Annotated in this window: 18 protein-coding genes; 16 read left to right on the forward strand and 2 right to left on the reverse strand. The window is 41.8% G+C overall.

Annotated elements, in window-relative coordinates; genetic code table 11:
• The first annotated feature begins 241 nt into the window (after positions 1 to 241).
• From MUCPA_RS12680 to MUCPA_RS12725, 11 genes are all read left to right on the forward strand, one after another.
• Positions 242 to 1,294: a fatty acid desaturase family protein gene (locus MUCPA_RS12680; RefSeq protein ID WP_008506820.1), complete on the forward strand. Its 1,053-nt coding sequence runs from the start codon at positions 242 to 244 to the stop codon at positions 1,292 to 1,294.
• A 577-nt stretch (positions 1,295 to 1,871) separates the two neighbouring features.
• Entirely contained in the window at positions 1,872 to 2,309 is a 438-nt protein-coding gene (locus tag MUCPA_RS12685; protein WP_008506823.1) for a thioredoxin family protein, read from the forward strand.
• A gap of 150 nt (positions 2,310 to 2,459) precedes the next feature.
• Positions 2,460 to 2,561, forward strand: coding sequence for a DUF4266 domain-containing protein (locus MUCPA_RS37000; RefSeq protein ID WP_008506824.1), 102 nt, complete (start codon positions 2,460 to 2,462; stop codon positions 2,559 to 2,561).
• Between the two features lie 100 nt (positions 2,562 to 2,661).
• Positions 2,662 to 3,105 (forward strand): protein-disulfide reductase DsbD domain-containing protein, encoded by a 444-nt coding sequence (locus tag MUCPA_RS12690; protein WP_008506826.1) that lies wholly within the window; start codon positions 2,662 to 2,664, stop codon positions 3,103 to 3,105.
• A gap of 14 nt (positions 3,106 to 3,119) precedes the next feature.
• Positions 3,120 to 4,826, forward strand: a complete 1,707-nt coding sequence (locus tag MUCPA_RS12695) for a protein-disulfide reductase DsbD family protein (RefSeq protein WP_008506827.1) — start codon at positions 3,120 to 3,122, stop codon at positions 4,824 to 4,826.
• 4 nt (positions 4,827 to 4,830) lie between these two features.
• Entirely contained in the window at positions 4,831 to 5,787 is a 957-nt protein-coding gene (gene trxB, locus MUCPA_RS12700) for a thioredoxin-disulfide reductase (protein ID WP_008506829.1), read from the forward strand.
• A gap of 135 nt (positions 5,788 to 5,922) precedes the next feature.
• The gene (locus tag MUCPA_RS12705) at positions 5,923 to 6,861 is read left to right on the forward strand and encodes an FAD:protein FMN transferase (RefSeq protein WP_008506831.1); all 939 of its coding nucleotides are present in this window, start codon (positions 5,923 to 5,925) and stop codon (positions 6,859 to 6,861) included.
• A gap of 12 nt (positions 6,862 to 6,873) precedes the next feature.
• On the forward strand, positions 6,874 to 7,095 hold the full coding sequence (locus MUCPA_RS12710) for a DUF4266 domain-containing protein (protein ID WP_008506832.1): 222 nt from the start codon (positions 6,874 to 6,876) through the stop codon (positions 7,093 to 7,095).
• A gap of 25 nt (positions 7,096 to 7,120) precedes the next feature.
• Positions 7,121 to 8,431: a DUF3570 domain-containing protein gene (locus MUCPA_RS12715; protein WP_008506833.1), complete on the forward strand. Its 1,311-nt coding sequence runs from the start codon at positions 7,121 to 7,123 to the stop codon at positions 8,429 to 8,431.
• Between the two features lie 10 nt (positions 8,432 to 8,441).
• Positions 8,442 to 8,693, forward strand: a complete 252-nt coding sequence (locus tag MUCPA_RS12720; RefSeq protein WP_008506834.1) for a DUF2147 domain-containing protein — start codon at positions 8,442 to 8,444, stop codon at positions 8,691 to 8,693.
• Positions 8,694 to 8,820: 127 nt separating this feature from the next.
• Complete coding sequence (locus tag MUCPA_RS12725) at positions 8,821 to 9,636, forward strand: sterol desaturase family protein (RefSeq protein WP_008506835.1); 816 nt, start codon at positions 8,821 to 8,823, stop codon at positions 9,634 to 9,636.
• A 300-nt stretch (positions 9,637 to 9,936) separates the two neighbouring features.
• On the opposite strand, the gene MUCPA_RS37710 is transcribed toward MUCPA_RS12725, so the two are convergent.
• Positions 9,937 to 10,125, reverse strand: a complete 189-nt coding sequence (locus MUCPA_RS37710; protein WP_157543891.1) for a hypothetical protein — start codon at positions 10,123 to 10,125, stop codon at positions 9,937 to 9,939.
• A 308-nt stretch (positions 10,126 to 10,433) separates the two neighbouring features.
• On the opposite strand from MUCPA_RS37710, the gene hemW reads away from it, so the two are divergent.
• The 3 genes from hemW to MUCPA_RS12740 all read left to right on the forward strand — a co-directional run bounded on the left by hemW (position 10,434) and on the right by MUCPA_RS12740 (position 13,374).
• The gene (gene hemW / locus MUCPA_RS12730; RefSeq protein WP_008506836.1) at positions 10,434 to 11,555 is read left to right on the forward strand and encodes a radical SAM family heme chaperone HemW; all 1,122 of its coding nucleotides are present in this window, start codon (positions 10,434 to 10,436) and stop codon (positions 11,553 to 11,555) included.
• Between the two features lie 134 nt (positions 11,556 to 11,689).
• Positions 11,690 to 12,238, forward strand: a complete 549-nt coding sequence (locus MUCPA_RS12735) for a fasciclin domain-containing protein (RefSeq protein ID WP_008506839.1) — start codon at positions 11,690 to 11,692, stop codon at positions 12,236 to 12,238.
• 254 nt (positions 12,239 to 12,492) lie between these two features.
• A complete protein-coding gene (locus MUCPA_RS12740; RefSeq protein ID WP_008506841.1) occupies positions 12,493 to 13,374 on the forward strand; it encodes a cupin-like domain-containing protein in 882 nt (293 codons plus the stop codon).
• 94 nt (positions 13,375 to 13,468) lie between these two features.
• On the opposite strand, the gene MUCPA_RS12745 is transcribed toward MUCPA_RS12740, so the two are convergent.
• Positions 13,469 to 13,891, reverse strand: coding sequence for a YybH family protein (locus MUCPA_RS12745; RefSeq protein WP_008506843.1), 423 nt, complete (start codon positions 13,889 to 13,891; stop codon positions 13,469 to 13,471).
• Between the two features lie 131 nt (positions 13,892 to 14,022).
• Here MUCPA_RS12745 and MUCPA_RS12750 point away from each other — a divergent pair, with 131 nt between their 5' ends.
• Together MUCPA_RS12750 and MUCPA_RS12755 are read left to right on the forward strand one after the other, a co-directional pair.
• Entirely contained in the window at positions 14,023 to 14,922 is a 900-nt protein-coding gene (locus tag MUCPA_RS12750) for a carbohydrate kinase family protein (protein WP_008506844.1), read from the forward strand.
• Positions 14,923 to 15,091: 169 nt separating this feature from the next.
• Positions 15,092 to 16,189 (forward strand): vWA domain-containing protein, encoded by a 1,098-nt coding sequence (locus MUCPA_RS12755; RefSeq protein WP_008506845.1) that lies wholly within the window; start codon positions 15,092 to 15,094, stop codon positions 16,187 to 16,189.
• The last annotated feature ends 19 nt before the right edge of the window (positions 16,190 to 16,208 follow it).

Genomic DNA, 16,208 nt, shown 5'->3' on the forward strand with positions numbered 1-16,208 from the left:
CCGGAATGAGATGGTCAATCACCTCAGAATGTCCAAATTGTGTAACGGTACGTGTTCAAAACAATCCCCGTCCCGCTAATATACTTTTAGTATAATAGAACAAAATCCGAATTATAGTCTTCTATAGATGATATAAACTCTCACCTCATTCTGATTGCTCAGACCTGCGAAGATTTTATAAAGAAATACCATCTATCGGGTACCCATGATGTGGGTGGCTTTAAATCAAAAATGCAATCGCATGAAATCATTACCAAAAGATATTACCGATCCGGTATATTCAAAACGTGTTAACTATAACAAATTCGACCAGTTCTTATTAAAATTTATTCGTGATGAACGTGATCTGCCTTTTATCTATTTTATACTAAAGATCGTTTTTGTTTTAATTCCATTTGCAGTTTTATTATTTACGCCCATTTTATCAGGCTGGGTATGGTGGCTGGTCGCTTCACTGTACATAGCGCTCAATGTGGTGTTCTTTATCGGAAAGTTTGCTTTGATGTTTCATTGCACTACTCACCGAACCTTATTTAAAAAGGAATTTAATTATTTGAATTATTTCCTGCCGTACTTTATAGCTCCATTTTTTGGCCACATGGCGGATACCTACTATTCTCATCACGTGGGTATGCACCATGCTGAAAATAATTTGGAAGATGATGAAAGCACCACGATGCCTTATCAAAGGGATTCCATTCAGGATTTTTTACTTTATTACAGCCAGTTTATGCTAACCGGAATTTATAAATTGGCCGCATATTTTAGGATAAGAAACCGAAAAAAATTAATGTACAGTGCTCTGCAAGGGCAGCTATATATCGTCCTTTTTTGTATTATCATGTTTTCAATAAACTGGAAAGCAGGCTTATGCGTTTTTATTTTTCCTTATTTCTTTTATCGCTTTGTTGCCATGTTTGGCAATTGGGCACAACATGCATTTATTGACCCTGCTGATCCGGGAAATTCCTATAAAAACAGCATAACCTGCATTAACAGCAAATACAATTGGCAGTGCTGGAATGATGGTTACCATATTTCCCATCATCTAAAACAGACCATGCACTGGACAGAGCACCCTCAATATTTTCAGGATACAATTACCAATTATAGCAGTAATGGTGCAGTAGTTTTTTGCAAAATTGATTTCATGATGGTTTCAATCTATTTATTGAGCAAACGTTATGATCTTTTAGCAAAACATTTTGTAAACATTGGCGACCGTTTTGACTCAGATACGGAAATAGTAGCCTATTTAAAAGTAAGGGTTCAACGTTTTAAATTCAGCCAGTAAGAACATATAATAATTAAAGCTCTCAATTAGCGATTGGTTGGCCAATTTACTTATCATGTAACCAAGTAAAGGTTATTTTAACCGATCAAACCTAAGTATATTTCTAACCCCCATAGTTCTATAGCTTTCAATGTTAAAAAAGTTGGGCCCGTCCTTGGCCCGTAAAAAAGGGAGACCTACGCTCCAGAGTTGCTTCAATATTCAGAGTTGCTTTAGTGTTGTAACAACGATTTTGGGGTCAGTCCCTGAATAAACAACAAAGCGCGACTGTTAAAAACTGCTAAAAAAAACCATTTTCATACTAACTACAGAATGTACCTGTAATATTGTTATTGTAAAGACTATTAACAATCAGGGAGAAGCGTATGGACAGGGAAGAACTTCTTATCAATAATGGGAATAAGCGCCATATGTACGGTGGTTATCAGTTGCCTTGGATGTTCAAAAAACTCGGGCAAAGGACCAAGTGCATCAACCAATGCGTGCACAAATGTTGACTTATTGAATTAACCCGCCCGAAGTAACCTTACTAACTGTAAAACTATAGTAACCGGTATATCATATAAATTAAAACAACATGAAATTATTATTTATATCCTTGATCGCAGGCTTATTTGCCAATGTTACCTGGCTGGGTGATTTTAACCAGGCTACTACCGAAGCATCCAAATCTCATAAACTTATCCTGATCAACTTTTCGGGCTCAGATTGGTGTGGGCCATGTATAAGAGAGAGAAAAGAAATTTTAGAAAGTGATGCTTTTGTAAATTACGCCTCAGATCACCTGGTATTGGTTCGGGCTGACTTTCCGCGACAGAAGAAAAACCAGTTAAGTAAAGATCAAATTAAACTTAACGAGGCGCTTGCGGATAAATACAACCCTGACGGCAAATTTCCCTATACGATTTTGGTTGATGAGCACGGAAAAGTTTTAAAAGACTGGGACGGTTTCCCCAACGAATCGCCGGAACAATTTGTAGCGCAGATCGCGGGATCTGCTAATCCCGGTAATTAATCAACAATGCTATTTTAGATTTTAATCCTCCCGATATGAAAAAGTTCCCCGGTTAGTTTGAATAACGATAGTAGTCCTCTTTTTCTGCGGTGCTATGCAGTCATGTATGTCTGTTAAACAGTATCAAAAAACAGGTTAAATAACTCCGGAATGGAGTTTTCGGCCCGGAAATCTCAAAAATTGGAACAAAGCTTTCAGTTATATAGGGAGGGCGGTTCTGGTGGTAATGGCGGCAAAAGTGGTGGCGGCTGAGGCTGTAATTAACAGCGATGTAGTAACCTAACCCTTGCCTTAAAGTTTAAGTAAGCATTTGATTTAAAAGCAAATAACACATACCCTAAATACTATTGAAATGAAGTACATCTTTGTTATAGCCACGCTTTTGTCTTTTCAAAAGCTATCCGCCCAAATCGAAACACCTGTAAAATGGGCATATGCAGCAAAAAAAATAAATGATAAAGAAGCGGTGGTTTTTATTAAAGCAACAATCGATGGCGGGTGGCATATTTATTCTCAAAACGTCAAGGATGGCGGGCCTGTTAAAACAAGTTTTACATTTCCGGCGTCAAAGTCATACAGCTTAAATGGCAAAACACAAGAGCCGGTGCCGGTTACCCATTTCGAAAAGTCATTTGGTATGGATGTGAGTTACTTTGAAAAATCGGTTGTTTTTCAGCAAAAGATCAAACTAAAATCGGGCAAAGCAACCGTTAAAGGCAGCCTGGAATATATGACCTGTAACGATCATAAATGTTTACCGCCATCTGATCTGGATTTTAGTATCGAAGTTAAATAATCAGCAAACCTATAATGAAACTATTTAAATCCGCGCTATTTCTTGTGCCTGCAATATTTTTGGCTTTTTTGCTCATTGCTAAACCGGGCCAGGCGGCACAAGGCAAATCAAAACCAGATACCGTATCAACAAGCGGCATTGATTTTACGCCGATACCAACCGCCGCAGATAGTATTGCCGCAGCTAAGGCAATGGCTAAGCCGCCTGTTTTAACCAAGCCGGTAGTAAACTCAAAAGCCAAAGAACATAAAACGCTTTGGCAAATTTTCATAGCTGGCTTTATCGGGGGCTTTGCCGCTTTACTCATGCCCTGTATTTTCCCGATGCTGCCTTTAACCGTCAGTTTTTTTACCAAAAAGGGAGGAACCAAGGCTAAAGCCGCGGGGCAGGCATCCTTGTACGGCCTTTCCATCATTGTAATTTACGTATTGGTGGGATTGGTTATAACCCTGATATTCGGATCCGACGCGTTAAATGCCTTGTCAACAAACGGCATCTTTAATTTCTTTTTCTTTTTATTGTTAATCGTATTTGGTATTTCTTTCCTGGGTGCTTTTGAGATAACATTGCCCAATTCTTTAGCCAACAAATTGGATCAAAATTCAGATAAAGGCGGGCTAACCGGCTTGTTTTTTATGGCCGCCACGCTGGTGGTTGTATCCTTTAGTTGCACAGGCCCAATCATCGGAACATTATTGGTTGAAGCAGCATCAAAAGGCGAGCGTCTTGGGCCGGCAATAGGTATGTTTGGTTTCTCCCTGGCATTGGCCATCCCTTTTACACTATTCGCATTATTCCCATCGGCATTGAAATCATTACCAAAATCGGGCGGCTGGTTAAATAGCGTCAAAGTGGTTTTAGGTTTACTTGAACTGGCCTTTGCCTTAAAGTTTTTATCGAATGTTGACCTGGCCTACCACTGGAACTGGTTTGATCGGGAAATATTCCTGGCACTTTGGATAGTGATATTTGCTGTAATGGGTTTTTACCTGCTTGGCAAGCTCAAATTTTCTCATGATAGTGATGTGTCCTATGTTTCAGTACCACGTACTTTCCTGGCCATCATTGTACTATCGTTTGTGGTTTATATGATCCCGGGAATGTGGGGCGCGCCATTAAAATCAATCAGCGCATTTCTGCCTCCATCATCAACCCAGGATTTTGATCTTTATACTTCGGCCCAGTTAAATGCAGGCAATAGCAGTAGCACGGCATCAACTACAGGTTTTAAAGGAGTAAAAAAATACGAGGCTGTTTTTCACCGCGCACCAAGCAGCAAACTGGGACTGGAAGCTTTTTATGATTATGACCAGGCATTGCAGGTAGCTAAAACAGAAGGCAAACCTGTTTTAATTGACTTTACAGGCTGGAATTGTGTGAACTGCCGCAAAATGGAAAGCACGATATGGACTAACCCTGAAGTGCTTAAGCTATTGAGGAATAAATTTATCATGGCCGAACTTTACGTAGATGACAAAACAGAGCTTGACAAAGCCGACCAATTCACTTCAACCTACAGCGGTAAAAAAATAACTACGCTCGGTGGCAAATGGAGCGATTTCCAGGCATCAAAATTTAATACCAACTCGCAGCCATTTTATGTGATTGTAAACAGTAACGGCGACGTATTGGTTACCCCGCAAGGTGCTGATTATGATGCGGGAAATTATATAAGTTTTTTAAACAGCGGAATTTCACAATCAAATAACCGTGTCAAATAATATTATGGATCAACAAACAGAGCATGTGAAGTGCCTTATCATTGGCTCCGGCCCGGCAGGTTATACGGCCGCAATTTACGCGTCGCGAGCGGACCTTAACCCGGTGATGTATACAGGTATGACTCCCGGCGGACAACTTACACAAACTACTGATGTAGAAAATTACCCCGGCTATCCCCTGGGGATTACCGGTCCGGAAATGATGGAGAATTTCAGAAAGCAGGCCGAACGCCTGGGGGCCGATATTCGTTTTGGTTATGTAAGCGCGGTAGACTTTTCGAGCCTTCCCCATAAGGTAATGATAGATGGTATTAAAACCGTACTGGCAGATACGGTCATCATATCTACAGGGGCTTCAGCTAAATGGCTCGGCTTAGCATCCGAACAAAAATACAGCGGATTTGGCGTATCGGCCTGTGCCGTTTGCGATGGCTTCTTTTTTAAAGGCCAGGATGTTGCCATTGTTGGTGCCGGTGATACAGCTGCCGAAGAAGCTACCTACCTGGCTAAACTATGCCGCAAAGTATATATGATTGTGCGCAGGGATGAGTTTCGCGCATCCAGGGCAATGGTACAGCGCGTGTTAAATACACCTAATATTGAGCTGCTTTACAATACCGAAACAAAAGAGATAGTTGGCGATGGGCAAAGCGTTACCGGCGTAACGGTTATTAATAACGAAACCCGGCAGGAGAAAACGTTAAACATCACAGGTTTTTTTGTTGCCATTGGCCATAAACCCAATACTGATATTTTTAGAGGCATCATCCATATGGACGATACCGGGTATATTAAAACCGCCCCCGGATCAACAATAACCAATATTGAAGGGGTGTTTTGTTGTGGCGATGCCCAGGATCATATATACAGGCAAGCGGTAACTGCGGCGGGAAGTGGCTGTATGGCGGCTATTGATGCGGAGCGTTACCTGGCAGCAAAAAAACATATGGTAACAGCGTAGAGCTATTGATTGTTAATGTGTTAAATAATATTAATATGGTAAGAACAAACCAGATTTCATGATAGCTACAGAATTTACAGCTAACCTTGTATTAACAAAAGAGATTATAAAATACCTGATTTTTAATGCTTGACTATGAAGATTGCCGATTATCAAATTTTTAAACGAAGCTGTAAATTGATGGGCAATCGTTTTGAGTTAAGTGTAGTTGCCGAAAATGAAGCCTGGGCAAACGAGCGGATTGATACAGGCGTAGAAGAAATAAAAAGGATTGAGCGGCTGCTAACCACTTTTAGCGATGAGAGTGAAACCAATCAGGTAAACCGTAATGCTGGTATTAAACCGGTTGCGGTAAGCAGGGAAACCTTAGAGCTTATTAAACGTTCGCTGATGATATCCAGAGTAACCCAGGGTGCATTCGATATCAGCTACGGTTCTATTGATAAACGTTTGTGGAACTTCGATCAGCAGATGACGGCCCTGCCGGATAAGGAAACCGCACAGAAAATGGTGCGGCTTATCAACTACCGTAATATCCTGGTAAATGAGGCCGATTGCAGTGTTTTTTTAGCAGAAAAGGGTATGCGTATTGGCTTTGGAGGTATTGGTAAAGGGTATGCGGCCGAACGTGCCAAATTGGTTATGAAACAAGAAGGGGTTACCAGCGGGGTAGTGAATGCCTCGGGAGATCTAACCGCCTGGGGCCTTCAGCCAAACGGGAAGAAGTGGACCATCGGTATTGCAAACCCCGATGCCTCCCATCAGATATTTTCTTACCTCAATGTGTCTGAAATGGCTGTAGCCACCTCGGGCAACTATGAAAAATTTATTATGATCGATGGTAAAAAATACTCGCATACCATTAACCCCCGCACCGGACTACCAGTTAGGGGAATCAAGAGCGTAACCATAATTACTACCAATGCCGAAATAGCCGATGCTATGGCTACACCGGTTACCATTATGGGGGTGCACGCAGGCCTGGATATGATTAACCAGATGAAGGATATTGAAGCCATACTTATTGATGATCATGACCGCCTGTATACATCCAGAAATATAAATATTACTTAATACCCCTATACAATGAATAAACGAATGATTAAAGTAACCGGCTGCCTGTTAATGGCAGCGTGTTTTACGTCGTGTGTGCAGTTAAAAGAGTATCAAAAAAACAGGATCAACGATTCTGAAATGGCATTGAGCAACCGGAAGGTGGAGAAAAACGAACTCAATTTCCAGTCGTACCGTGAAAGTGCTTCAGGTGCCAATGCCGGCAAAACCGGCGGAGGCTGTGGTTGCAATTAATACCTCATTCAGACCCTCATAAATCATGAAAAAGATATATTTAACCGTAGTGGGGTTTTACCTGGTATGTGGGATGCATACCTATGCACAGGTCTCCAAAGACAGTACTATACGCACACTGCCACAAGGCTTTAGTTTGGCCACTACGCCCGATCAGGATACGGTCACTTATCGTCCGAGAAGGTTACGCCTTGAAGAAATAAACCTGGTTTCCAGCTATTATAATCAAAACGGGAATCATTCTGCCGTTACCGGAGGTATAGGCACAGAAAAGGTGAACGATTTCTCGAACGGGTTAGATCTTAAGCTGGCGTGGCTGAACAACTCCCTTAATAAAAATACGTTGTCCATAGGTCTTGGTATCGATCATCATACTTCGGCTTCGGCGGCTTATGTTTCAACAACCGGAGCATCAAAAACCGGCGGAAGCCGGATTTACCCTTCATTGGACTGGACAATCCAGAATGATAAAAAAGGGATCAGCTTTGGCATCGGGTCTTATTATTCGGGCGAATACAATTATAAATCCGTTGGAGCTGATCTTCATTTCTCTGCAAAAACCCCCAACAAAATGGGCGAATTTGGTATAAAATTACAGGGATACTTTGATCATGTTACTTTAATTTACCCTTCGGAGTTTATTCCTAAGTCAACGGTTTCAACCGGACCAACCTATGTAACCACTGCCAGTGGTAATTCGGTACTAAGTTCAGACGGGAGTTCAAAGGCCAATATCCCAACAAGCCCAAGAAATACCTATACTGCTTCGTTTTCTTATTCGCAGATCATCAATTCGAGGTTACAAATCATGTTCCTGGCCGATCTGGTAACCCAGCACGGTTATTTGAGTCTGCCTTTTCACCGTGTATATTTTTCTAATGGAAAAGATACGATAGAGCGGCTGCCATCTTCGCGGTTTAAACTACCACTGGGATTTAGAGCAAACTATTTCCTGGGTGATAATATGATATTACGTTCCTATTACCGCTATTATACCGACAGTTGGGGTAGTAAATCAAACACGGCAAACCTGGAGCTTACCTATAAAATTTCTCCTTTTTTCTCCGTATCGCCCTTTTACAGGTATTATACACAAACGGCGGCTAAATATTTTGCGCCTTACGAAGCAGCCAGCCCTTCGCAAACTTATTTTACCAGTAATTATGAATATGCAAAATTCAACAGTCAGTTTTTTGGGGCGGGCTTCAGGATAGCACCGCCCAAGGGGGTACTGGGCTGGCAAAGCCTACATGAGTTAGAGATAAGGTACGGGCATTATAAACAAAATGTAGGCCTTGTATCTGATGTGGTCTCGTTAAATCTGGGGTTTAAATAAGCTATATAAAATGAACACGCCCAAAAAGACCGGAAAGATTTTAGTATGGTTAGCTATGCTGATTGCTCGTGTATGGGGCGTATCGGCACAAAAACCAGATGGGGATCGGATTATCGGAAAATGGGCCTCTGAAAAGAAAAATCTGATTGTTGAAGTTTATAAGTACGGTAGTAATGAATACGGGGGGAAAATAGTTTGGTTTCTATTTTTCAGATTCAATTATGATGCTTTTTCAGATAAATATAACAGTTTGGCCAGTTAAATACCAACTAATGTTACACAGGGAAAGCCAAACGCTAATTTTTTTATGCTTGGCTTACCGGCATACTAAAAGGCAGATTCGTTATTAATGTTTTAAATGGTAACATTGCAGTTATACAGTTAACCTTATGGAGCACATCAACAATTTCTTTTTGAACAACCCATCATCTACACAGGTAGCCTTATACGCTGTAATAATTTTAACCTTGTGGTTAATCGAAGTAACAACGCTGGCAACTTCATGGAAAGACAAATGGAAGCATACACTTACCAATTTATGGTTCATTGCAACGGCTTTACCTGTACAGTTATTGATGACAATTTTTGTACTCATGGTGTCTTTATGGGCTGTTAAGCATCACTGCGGGATGCTTTTCCTATTTCCGCACTCAGGCAGCTTTGTAGTGAAATATTTGATCGGCTTTATATTACTTGATTTTTGTGAATACCTGTATCATGTAATTATGCATAAGGTTAAGCCTCTTTGGAATTTTCACCTTGTTCATCACAGCGATCTTGAATTAGATGTTTCTACAACAGTACGTGAGCACCCGGTAGAAACTTTTCTGAGGATGTGTTTTTTAATTATCTGGGTGTTTTTACTCGGCGCTTCTTTCGGAGTATTGCTATTGCGCCAAACGATACAAACTGTTGCCAATATTACCTCTCATACTCAATTTAAACTACCCACAAGAGCTAATAATATCATCAGCTGGGTCTTTATTACGCCAAACCTTCACCATGTTCACCACCATTACCAATTACCTTTTACAGATCGTAATTACGGCGATGTGTTAAGTATATGGGATAGATTATTCAATACTTATTATAACAGCCTGCCTGCAACCGAAATAACTTTTGGCATTGACACCCACCTGGAAAAACACCTAAACTCCAGCTTTTTGAAAATCATAAAAATCCCTTTTCTGAAAAGAATACAGTAACCAATTCTTCATATTTGGCCATATTACCTGAAGCAAAAATGTAGCTGCCAAATAAAATATTGAATTAGGTGGTTGTTAAATGCTGAATATATTAGCAATATTGAGTATATAGAGCAACAATTTAAAAGTCTATCGCTATTTGAATTTCAGTAAAGGTTTCCCGATGACGGGGCCTCTGTCAAGTATTTAGCCGACCTGGAGAGGCTCGCCGAAAACCAGATTCTTCAGGGCAACGTGGCCTGCTTGTCAATTCTCGCCGCTCAGTTGCCTTAACTTTTTTCAGCCTTCGCTTAACCTCCTTTAATCTTTTTCAGCGATCACTGCTACTGCTTTAGCAGCAGCGGTCGCCCGCTGTTTGGCCATTTCTTTTTCAGCCTTATCTATAAAGCCCTTCGGATCTTTTGCTATCTTTGTTTCAATGGTATTACACACTTCAGTATAAAGCGCCCTAACCAGCCAGAAATTATAGGCTTCACCATTCAGGCACAAATCTTAAGAATCTCGCAGTTGCGTTTACCTTTGCCTCACCATTATTAGAATAGACATCTAAATACGCACTAAATTTGCCAGTACTTTGCCTTTTATGTCTGACGGTTACCATGATTATCAATCACCTTGGATTTGTTACTTTTGATACTCGTTGAATTTGAATAGTAGCACCTGAGTAACAAAATAACATCAAACAAAATTAAAAACGAAAGAATAAAAAAGGCGAATTTGAATTTATATGCTTATAATCAAGTTATTAAATATATTGATCTGTCCTGTTCTATTCCGGATTATACACTCTTAAAAGCATGGCCGGCATCTATCTCCATATCCCTTTTTGCAAGCAAGCTTGTCATTACTGCGATTTCCATTTCAGCACATCGCTGCAATACAAAGGCGACATGCTCAAGGCTCTTGCCAATGAGATCCGTTTACAAAAAGATTACCTGGCTAATGAAACTATCGAAACCATTTACCTTGGCGGCGGTACGCCCTCCTTGTTACAGGGCGACGAGGTTAATTCACTGATCGATATAATTACCCGGCACCATACCGTAGCATCGGACGCCGAGATCACTATTGAGGCTAATCCGGATGATTTGGATGAGCAAAAGGTGAAAGCGTTGCGGCAAACGCCGGTTAACCGATTTAGCATCGGCATCCAATCATTTTTTGACGAGGATCTTTTCTGGATGAACCGCGCCCACCGCAGCAGGGAGGCTGAATCGTCTGTTAAGCGGGTACAGGATGCGGGCTTCAGCAACATCACCGCCGATTTAATTTACGGTTACCCGCTGCTTACCGATCAAAAATGGAAGCATAACCTGGAGCAGATTTTTAAATTAAACATCCCGCATATCTCGGCCTATTCCATGACGGTTGAGCCTAAAACGGCGCTGGCATCCTTCATCAAAAAAAAGCTCTTCGCCCCGATGAGTGAATCTCAAAGTGCCGACCAGTTTTTGGTATTGCTCAACGAGATGGGCCAGCAAGGCTATGAGCAATATGAAATATCAAACTTTTGCCTTCCGGGCCATTATTCCAGGCACAATTCAAACTACTGGAAGGGCGTAAAATACCTGGGTATAGGCCCTTCGGCCCACTCGTTTAATGGCGAGGCCCGGCAGTGGAACATCGCCAACAATGCCAAATACATCCAGGCACTGAGCCTCAACAGCATCCCTGCCGAGCGGGAGGAGCTAAGCGAAAAGGACCGCCTGAACGAATATATCATGACTTCGCTCCGTACCATCTGGGGGCTTGATATCCAAAAGCTCGAAAGCATCAGCAAATACTCGGGCGAACAATTATTAAAAGCAGCCGAAGAGTTTTTTGAGAAAGGCTGGATCAACCGGAAAGAACAAATATTGACGCTCAGTGCGGAAGGAAAACTATACGCGGACCATATCGCTTCCGAATTATTCTTTTAAGTCTTACTACTTTCAACCGGATTAATTTAATTATAAACAACTGATATATTGATATTTAATAAGAAATTAAAATATCAAAAATCCAAAGTCAGGGCGGTGTCGTAATTCAATCAAATTGAAATATAAATCAGCTCATGAAAAAATTAATCATCGCCGCCTTTGCATTAGTAGCTTTTGCAACAGCGCCAAAAACTTACGCTCAATCCAAAATGGTAGGTGGAGCAGCAATGTATCCAACCAAAGACATTATTGATAACGCCGTTAACTCTAAGGACCATACCACCCTTGTTGCAGCTGTTAAAGCAGCAGGCTTGGTTGAAACCTTAAAGGGTGCAGGGCCGTTCACCGTATTTGCCCCAACTAACGAGGCTTTTAACAAATTACCCGCCGGTACCGTTGATAAATTGGTGATGCCAGAGAACAAGGCAACCTTAACCAAAATTTTAACTTACCACGTTGTTGCAGGTAAATTAAGCTCGAAAGAAATTGCCGCCAAAATTAAAGCCGGTATGGGTAAAGCCGAGTTTAAAACAGTAAGCGGTGGTACTTTAACTGCCATGATGCAAGGTAAAAAGATTTACCTGGTTGACGAAAAAGGCGGAAAATCATGGATCACGATAGCCGATGTTAATCAAAAAAATGGCGTAATCCATGTGGTTAATACCGTGTTAATGCCTAAGTAACTCCCCACCCCTGATAAACAATGTAAACATGGCCCGGCTGCTTAAGCGCCGGGCTTTTTTATTGCCGGTAAATTTCAAAAGGCATTTAGGATTTAGTAACGCGCTAATGCAACACCTTTTCGAAGTAATAATTATCCTCAATCAACGTTTCTTACTATTGTTTATAAAATGGTTTATCTTAGCGGCTTCGGTACTTCTAACTATTGCCGGGTAAATACCTAAGATATTGATAGTGCCGTATAACAATTTAATCAATGAGCTTTATCCTTTCGTCAATAGATACTGTAGATACTATAAGTGCTGCCGATTTTACCAAAAACTATTTAAACCCTCGTCGCCCGCTGGTTATCAAGGGGCTTACCAAAACCTGGCCCGCGCGCGATAAGTGGACACCCGAATATTTGAAGCAGGTAGTGGGCGATAAGGTGGTGCCTTTGTATGATAACTCTAAGGCCGATCCGGCAAAGCCGATTAATTCGGCCACCACGCATATGCCGTTTACAGATTATATCGATCTGATCAAATCGCAGCCAACTGAATTACGCATCTTCTTTTTTAATATATTTAAGCAGGCACCCGAGTTGCTGAACGATATTGTGATGCCGAAGGACCTGATGGGCGGTTTTTTAGAGAGTATGCCCGCGATGTTTTTTGGAGGATCAAATTCGGTTACGTTTTTACATTACGATATCGATCTGCCGCATATTTTCCATACCCATTTTGGTGGCCGCAAACATGTCATCCTGTTTGAAAACAAATGGAAACGCCGTTTATATTGTATCCCCAATGCTACTTACGCACTGGAAGATTATGATGTATTGAACCCCGATACCAAAAAATTTCCGGCGCTGGAAGGCGTGCAAGGCCAGGAGGTTTTTCTGGAGCATGGTGATACCTTATTTATGCCAACTGGATACTGGCACTGGATGAAATACCTCGACGGATCGTACTCGTTGAGCCTGCGCGCCTGGGATGCCTCGTTGAGCCGTAAGGCAGCAAGCTTATATAACCTGGCCGTTAAAGGCGGGATAGACAGTGTTTTAAAAATGACCTTGAAATCAGGCTATGCCAAATTCCGCGAAGAGTTAGCTATCAAATGGGCAAACAGGGAATTGAAAGCGGGGAAACCTTATTAATTATTTAGCCGGGAGTGCTGAGTATTTACCCATAAACTCAGATTCCCGACTTTAGACTCAAGGCTCCTGACTTTAGACTCCGGACTAATCTACTCTAACTGGTATGGTCGCAAACAATCTTCCATTCACCTTTAATCTTCCGGAACCATAGGGTAAAAAATCCGCCGGGGCTGTCTTTTTCCCGTTTCAAATTCCATCCGCCTAAAACAAAGGCATTGGTAGCATCCAATAAATCAACCTTTAAAATATGGAAGGTAAGCTCGCCCATGGCGGCTTTATCCGGGTATCCTTTTTTATAATGGTCCAGCGTGGTTTGCCAGCCGTAATTAGGGCCGGTTTTGCCAACAAACAACAGCGAATCCGATTTCCAATAACCCTGCATAAACGCGTCAATATCGCCCCTGTTCCAGGCATGGCTCTGTGTATCCAATACCTTTAAAATGGCTTGCTTATCGCGCTGGGCAAAGCAACAGCTAAAGCAAATGAGCAACAGGCAAAACAAAAAAAGCTTCTTCATCCCATAAAAATAGTAAATATCCGGCAGCTTTATCTTGTAGTGCGTTTAAGGTTCACATCAAATAAAACATAAATAAGCAAATTGCTAACATAAAGCTTATAGCTTTGCGTAATCTGCTAAAAGCTTTAAAAATGAAAAAACAAGTTCTATGTTACGGCGAGGTACTTTGGGATACTTTCGGCACAGAAAAAAAAGCAGGCGGCGCCCCCATGAATGTGGCTCTCCATCTGGTACAGCAGGGTATTGCCGCGCTACCGGTAAGCCGCCTGGGTAACGATGCTTCGGGGAATAAGCTGGTTGAGTTTCTGAAGGCGAACAAACTTTATTCGGATTTAATACAGACGGACGAAAAGCTGCCTACCTGCGAGGTTACCGTTAAGCTGGATGAAAATCAGCAGGCCACCTATACCATACCTCAGCCGGTGTCGTGGGATAATATCCGCGATGAGGCTCCTTTGTTAGAGAAAATTAGGAAAACAAATGTAATTGTATTTGGCAGTTTAGCCTGCCGTACCGAAACCAGCCGCAATACGTTGCTGAACCTGTTTGAAAACAGGCTGTTAAAAATATTTGATGTTAACCTTAGGCCGCCGCACTACCAGTTATCAACGATAGAAACGCTGGCAGCGATGGCCGATGTGATCAAAATGAACGAAGAGGAAGCCAACCTGCTGATAGGTGCTTACGATGAGCCCCTAAAGGACAAGATCATCGAATTCCAGAGAAAATTTCATTGTCAAACCATCTGTGTAACCCGCGGTGAAAACGGTGCCATGATTTGGCATAACGAAAAATTTTACGAACACCCAGGCTATACCGTAAAGGTTGAGGATACCGTTGGTGCGGGCGATGCTTTTTTAGCCACTTTTATTGCCGGGCTGTTAAATAAGCACCCGATGGATAAAGTACTTGAAAAAGCCTGCGCTATTGGTGCCTTTGTAACCAGCCGCCGCGGCGCTAACCCGGTTTATGATGAAGCGGAAATTAGTGAGATTATCAATAAACAGGAAAGCATCATTCCCCTAAATTAAAACATACTGTTGATGAGCCTGGCATTGCAAAGCTATTAGAGGCTTAAAACAGCCTTGTTGATATCCAGGTGTAAATCTCATGTCATAATCAGGCAAAATAGAACTCAAAACGTTTTACTATCAAACTATATGCCTTACCTTAACGTTAATTAAATTTGAAAGGGATATTATGCGCGGTTTTGGTTTTTCAAAGTACACACCCCGGCAAATCAATAAGGGCGGTTTCGATGAGTTGTTAAAGTTATTTTTGGAGCTGCTCAACTACACAGCGGGCGATGCAGGCGAAGCTCTGCAATGGATGAATGAGCTGGATAAGCAATATAAATTAACCAACGACCAGTATGGCATGGGCGATTTTATTGATGACCTGAAAAATAAAGGTTACCTGAATGAGGATCAGCAAAGCGGCGATATGAATATCACCGCTAAAACCGAGCAAAGCATCCGCCAGTCTGCATTAGAGGAGATTTTTGGCAAGCTTAAAAAGTCGGGGAAAGGCAATCACCGTACGCCGCAATCCGGCCAGGGCGACGAAAAAAATTCGGAACGGCGGGAGTTCCAGTTTGGCGACAGCCTCGACCAGATCGACATGACACAATCTGTTCATAACGCCCAGATCAATCATGGTATCGATGATTTCCACTTAACGGAACGTGATCTGGAAGTAGAGGAAATGGATTTTAAAACCCTGACTTCTACCGTGCTGATGATCGATATATCGCACTCTATGATCCTATACGGCGAAGACCGCATAACCCCAGCCAAAAAGGTAGCGATGGCTTTGGCTGAACTGATTAAAACCAAATACCCTAAGGATACGCTGGATATTGTTGTTTTTGGCAACGATGCCTGGCCCATTAGTTTGCAGGACCTGCCTTACCTGCAGGTTGGCCCCTACCACACCAATACTTACGCAGGTTTAGAGCTGGCTACCGATATATTGCGGAGACGTAAAACACACAACAAACAAATTTTTATGATAACCGATGGTAAACCTACCTGCTTAAAAGAGGGTACCAAGTATTATAAAAACAGCATAGGGCTTGATCGTAAAGTGGTAAACAAAACACTCAACATGGCCGCGCAGTGTAAGCGTTTAAAAATACCTATCACTACTTTTATGATAGCCAAAGACCCTTACCTGCAGCAGTTTGTACGTACATTTACCGAAACAAACGGCGGTAAAGCTTTTTACAGCTCGCTGAATGGCTTAGGCGAATATATTTTTGAAGATTATATCCGTAACCGCAGAAGGACCGTACGTTAAGCCCCCTCTAAATCTCCCC

Origin of the sequence: Mucilaginibacter paludis DSM 18603 (genome assembly GCF_000166195.2) — a bacterium.
In the GTDB taxonomy this organism is placed as follows: domain Bacteria; phylum Bacteroidota; class Bacteroidia; order Sphingobacteriales; family Sphingobacteriaceae; genus Mucilaginibacter; species Mucilaginibacter paludis.

What these genes read in the sequence shown, in the direction of transcription:
- MUCPA_RS12680 (WP_008506820.1), top strand. Translation starts at nt 242, where the DNA reads ATGAAATCATTACCAAAAGATATTACCGATCCGGTATATTCAAAACGT.
- MUCPA_RS12685 (WP_008506823.1), top strand. Translation starts at nt 1,872, where the DNA reads ATGAAATTATTATTTATATCCTTGATCGCAGGCTTATTTGCCAATGTT.
- MUCPA_RS37000 (WP_008506824.1), top strand. Translation starts at nt 2,460, where the DNA reads ATGGAGTTTTCGGCCCGGAAATCTCAAAAATTGGAACAAAGCTTTCAG.
- MUCPA_RS12690 (WP_008506826.1), top strand. Translation starts at nt 2,662, where the DNA reads ATGAAGTACATCTTTGTTATAGCCACGCTTTTGTCTTTTCAAAAGCTA.
- MUCPA_RS12695 (WP_008506827.1), top strand. Translation starts at nt 3,120, where the DNA reads ATGAAACTATTTAAATCCGCGCTATTTCTTGTGCCTGCAATATTTTTG.
- trxB (WP_008506829.1), top strand. Translation starts at nt 4,831, where the DNA reads ATGGATCAACAAACAGAGCATGTGAAGTGCCTTATCATTGGCTCCGGC.
- MUCPA_RS12705 (WP_008506831.1), top strand. Translation starts at nt 5,923, where the DNA reads ATGAAGATTGCCGATTATCAAATTTTTAAACGAAGCTGTAAATTGATG.
- MUCPA_RS12710 (WP_008506832.1), top strand. Translation starts at nt 6,874, where the DNA reads ATGAATAAACGAATGATTAAAGTAACCGGCTGCCTGTTAATGGCAGCG.
- MUCPA_RS12715 (WP_008506833.1), top strand. Translation starts at nt 7,121, where the DNA reads ATGAAAAAGATATATTTAACCGTAGTGGGGTTTTACCTGGTATGTGGG.
- MUCPA_RS12720 (WP_008506834.1), top strand. Translation starts at nt 8,442, where the DNA reads ATGAACACGCCCAAAAAGACCGGAAAGATTTTAGTATGGTTAGCTATG.
- MUCPA_RS12725 (WP_008506835.1), top strand. Translation starts at nt 8,821, where the DNA reads ATGGAGCACATCAACAATTTCTTTTTGAACAACCCATCATCTACACAG.
- hemW (WP_008506836.1), top strand. Translation starts at nt 10,434, where the DNA reads ATGGCCGGCATCTATCTCCATATCCCTTTTTGCAAGCAAGCTTGTCAT.
- MUCPA_RS12735 (WP_008506839.1), top strand. Translation starts at nt 11,690, where the DNA reads ATGAAAAAATTAATCATCGCCGCCTTTGCATTAGTAGCTTTTGCAACA.
- MUCPA_RS12740 (WP_008506841.1), top strand. Translation starts at nt 12,493, where the DNA reads ATGAGCTTTATCCTTTCGTCAATAGATACTGTAGATACTATAAGTGCT.
- MUCPA_RS12745 (WP_008506843.1), bottom strand. Translation starts at nt 13,891, where the DNA reads ATGAAGAAGCTTTTTTTGTTTTGCCTGTTGCTCATTTGCTTTAGCTGT.
- MUCPA_RS12750 (WP_008506844.1), top strand. Translation starts at nt 14,023, where the DNA reads ATGAAAAAACAAGTTCTATGTTACGGCGAGGTACTTTGGGATACTTTC.
- MUCPA_RS12755 (WP_008506845.1), top strand. Translation starts at nt 15,092, where the DNA reads ATGCGCGGTTTTGGTTTTTCAAAGTACACACCCCGGCAAATCAATAAG.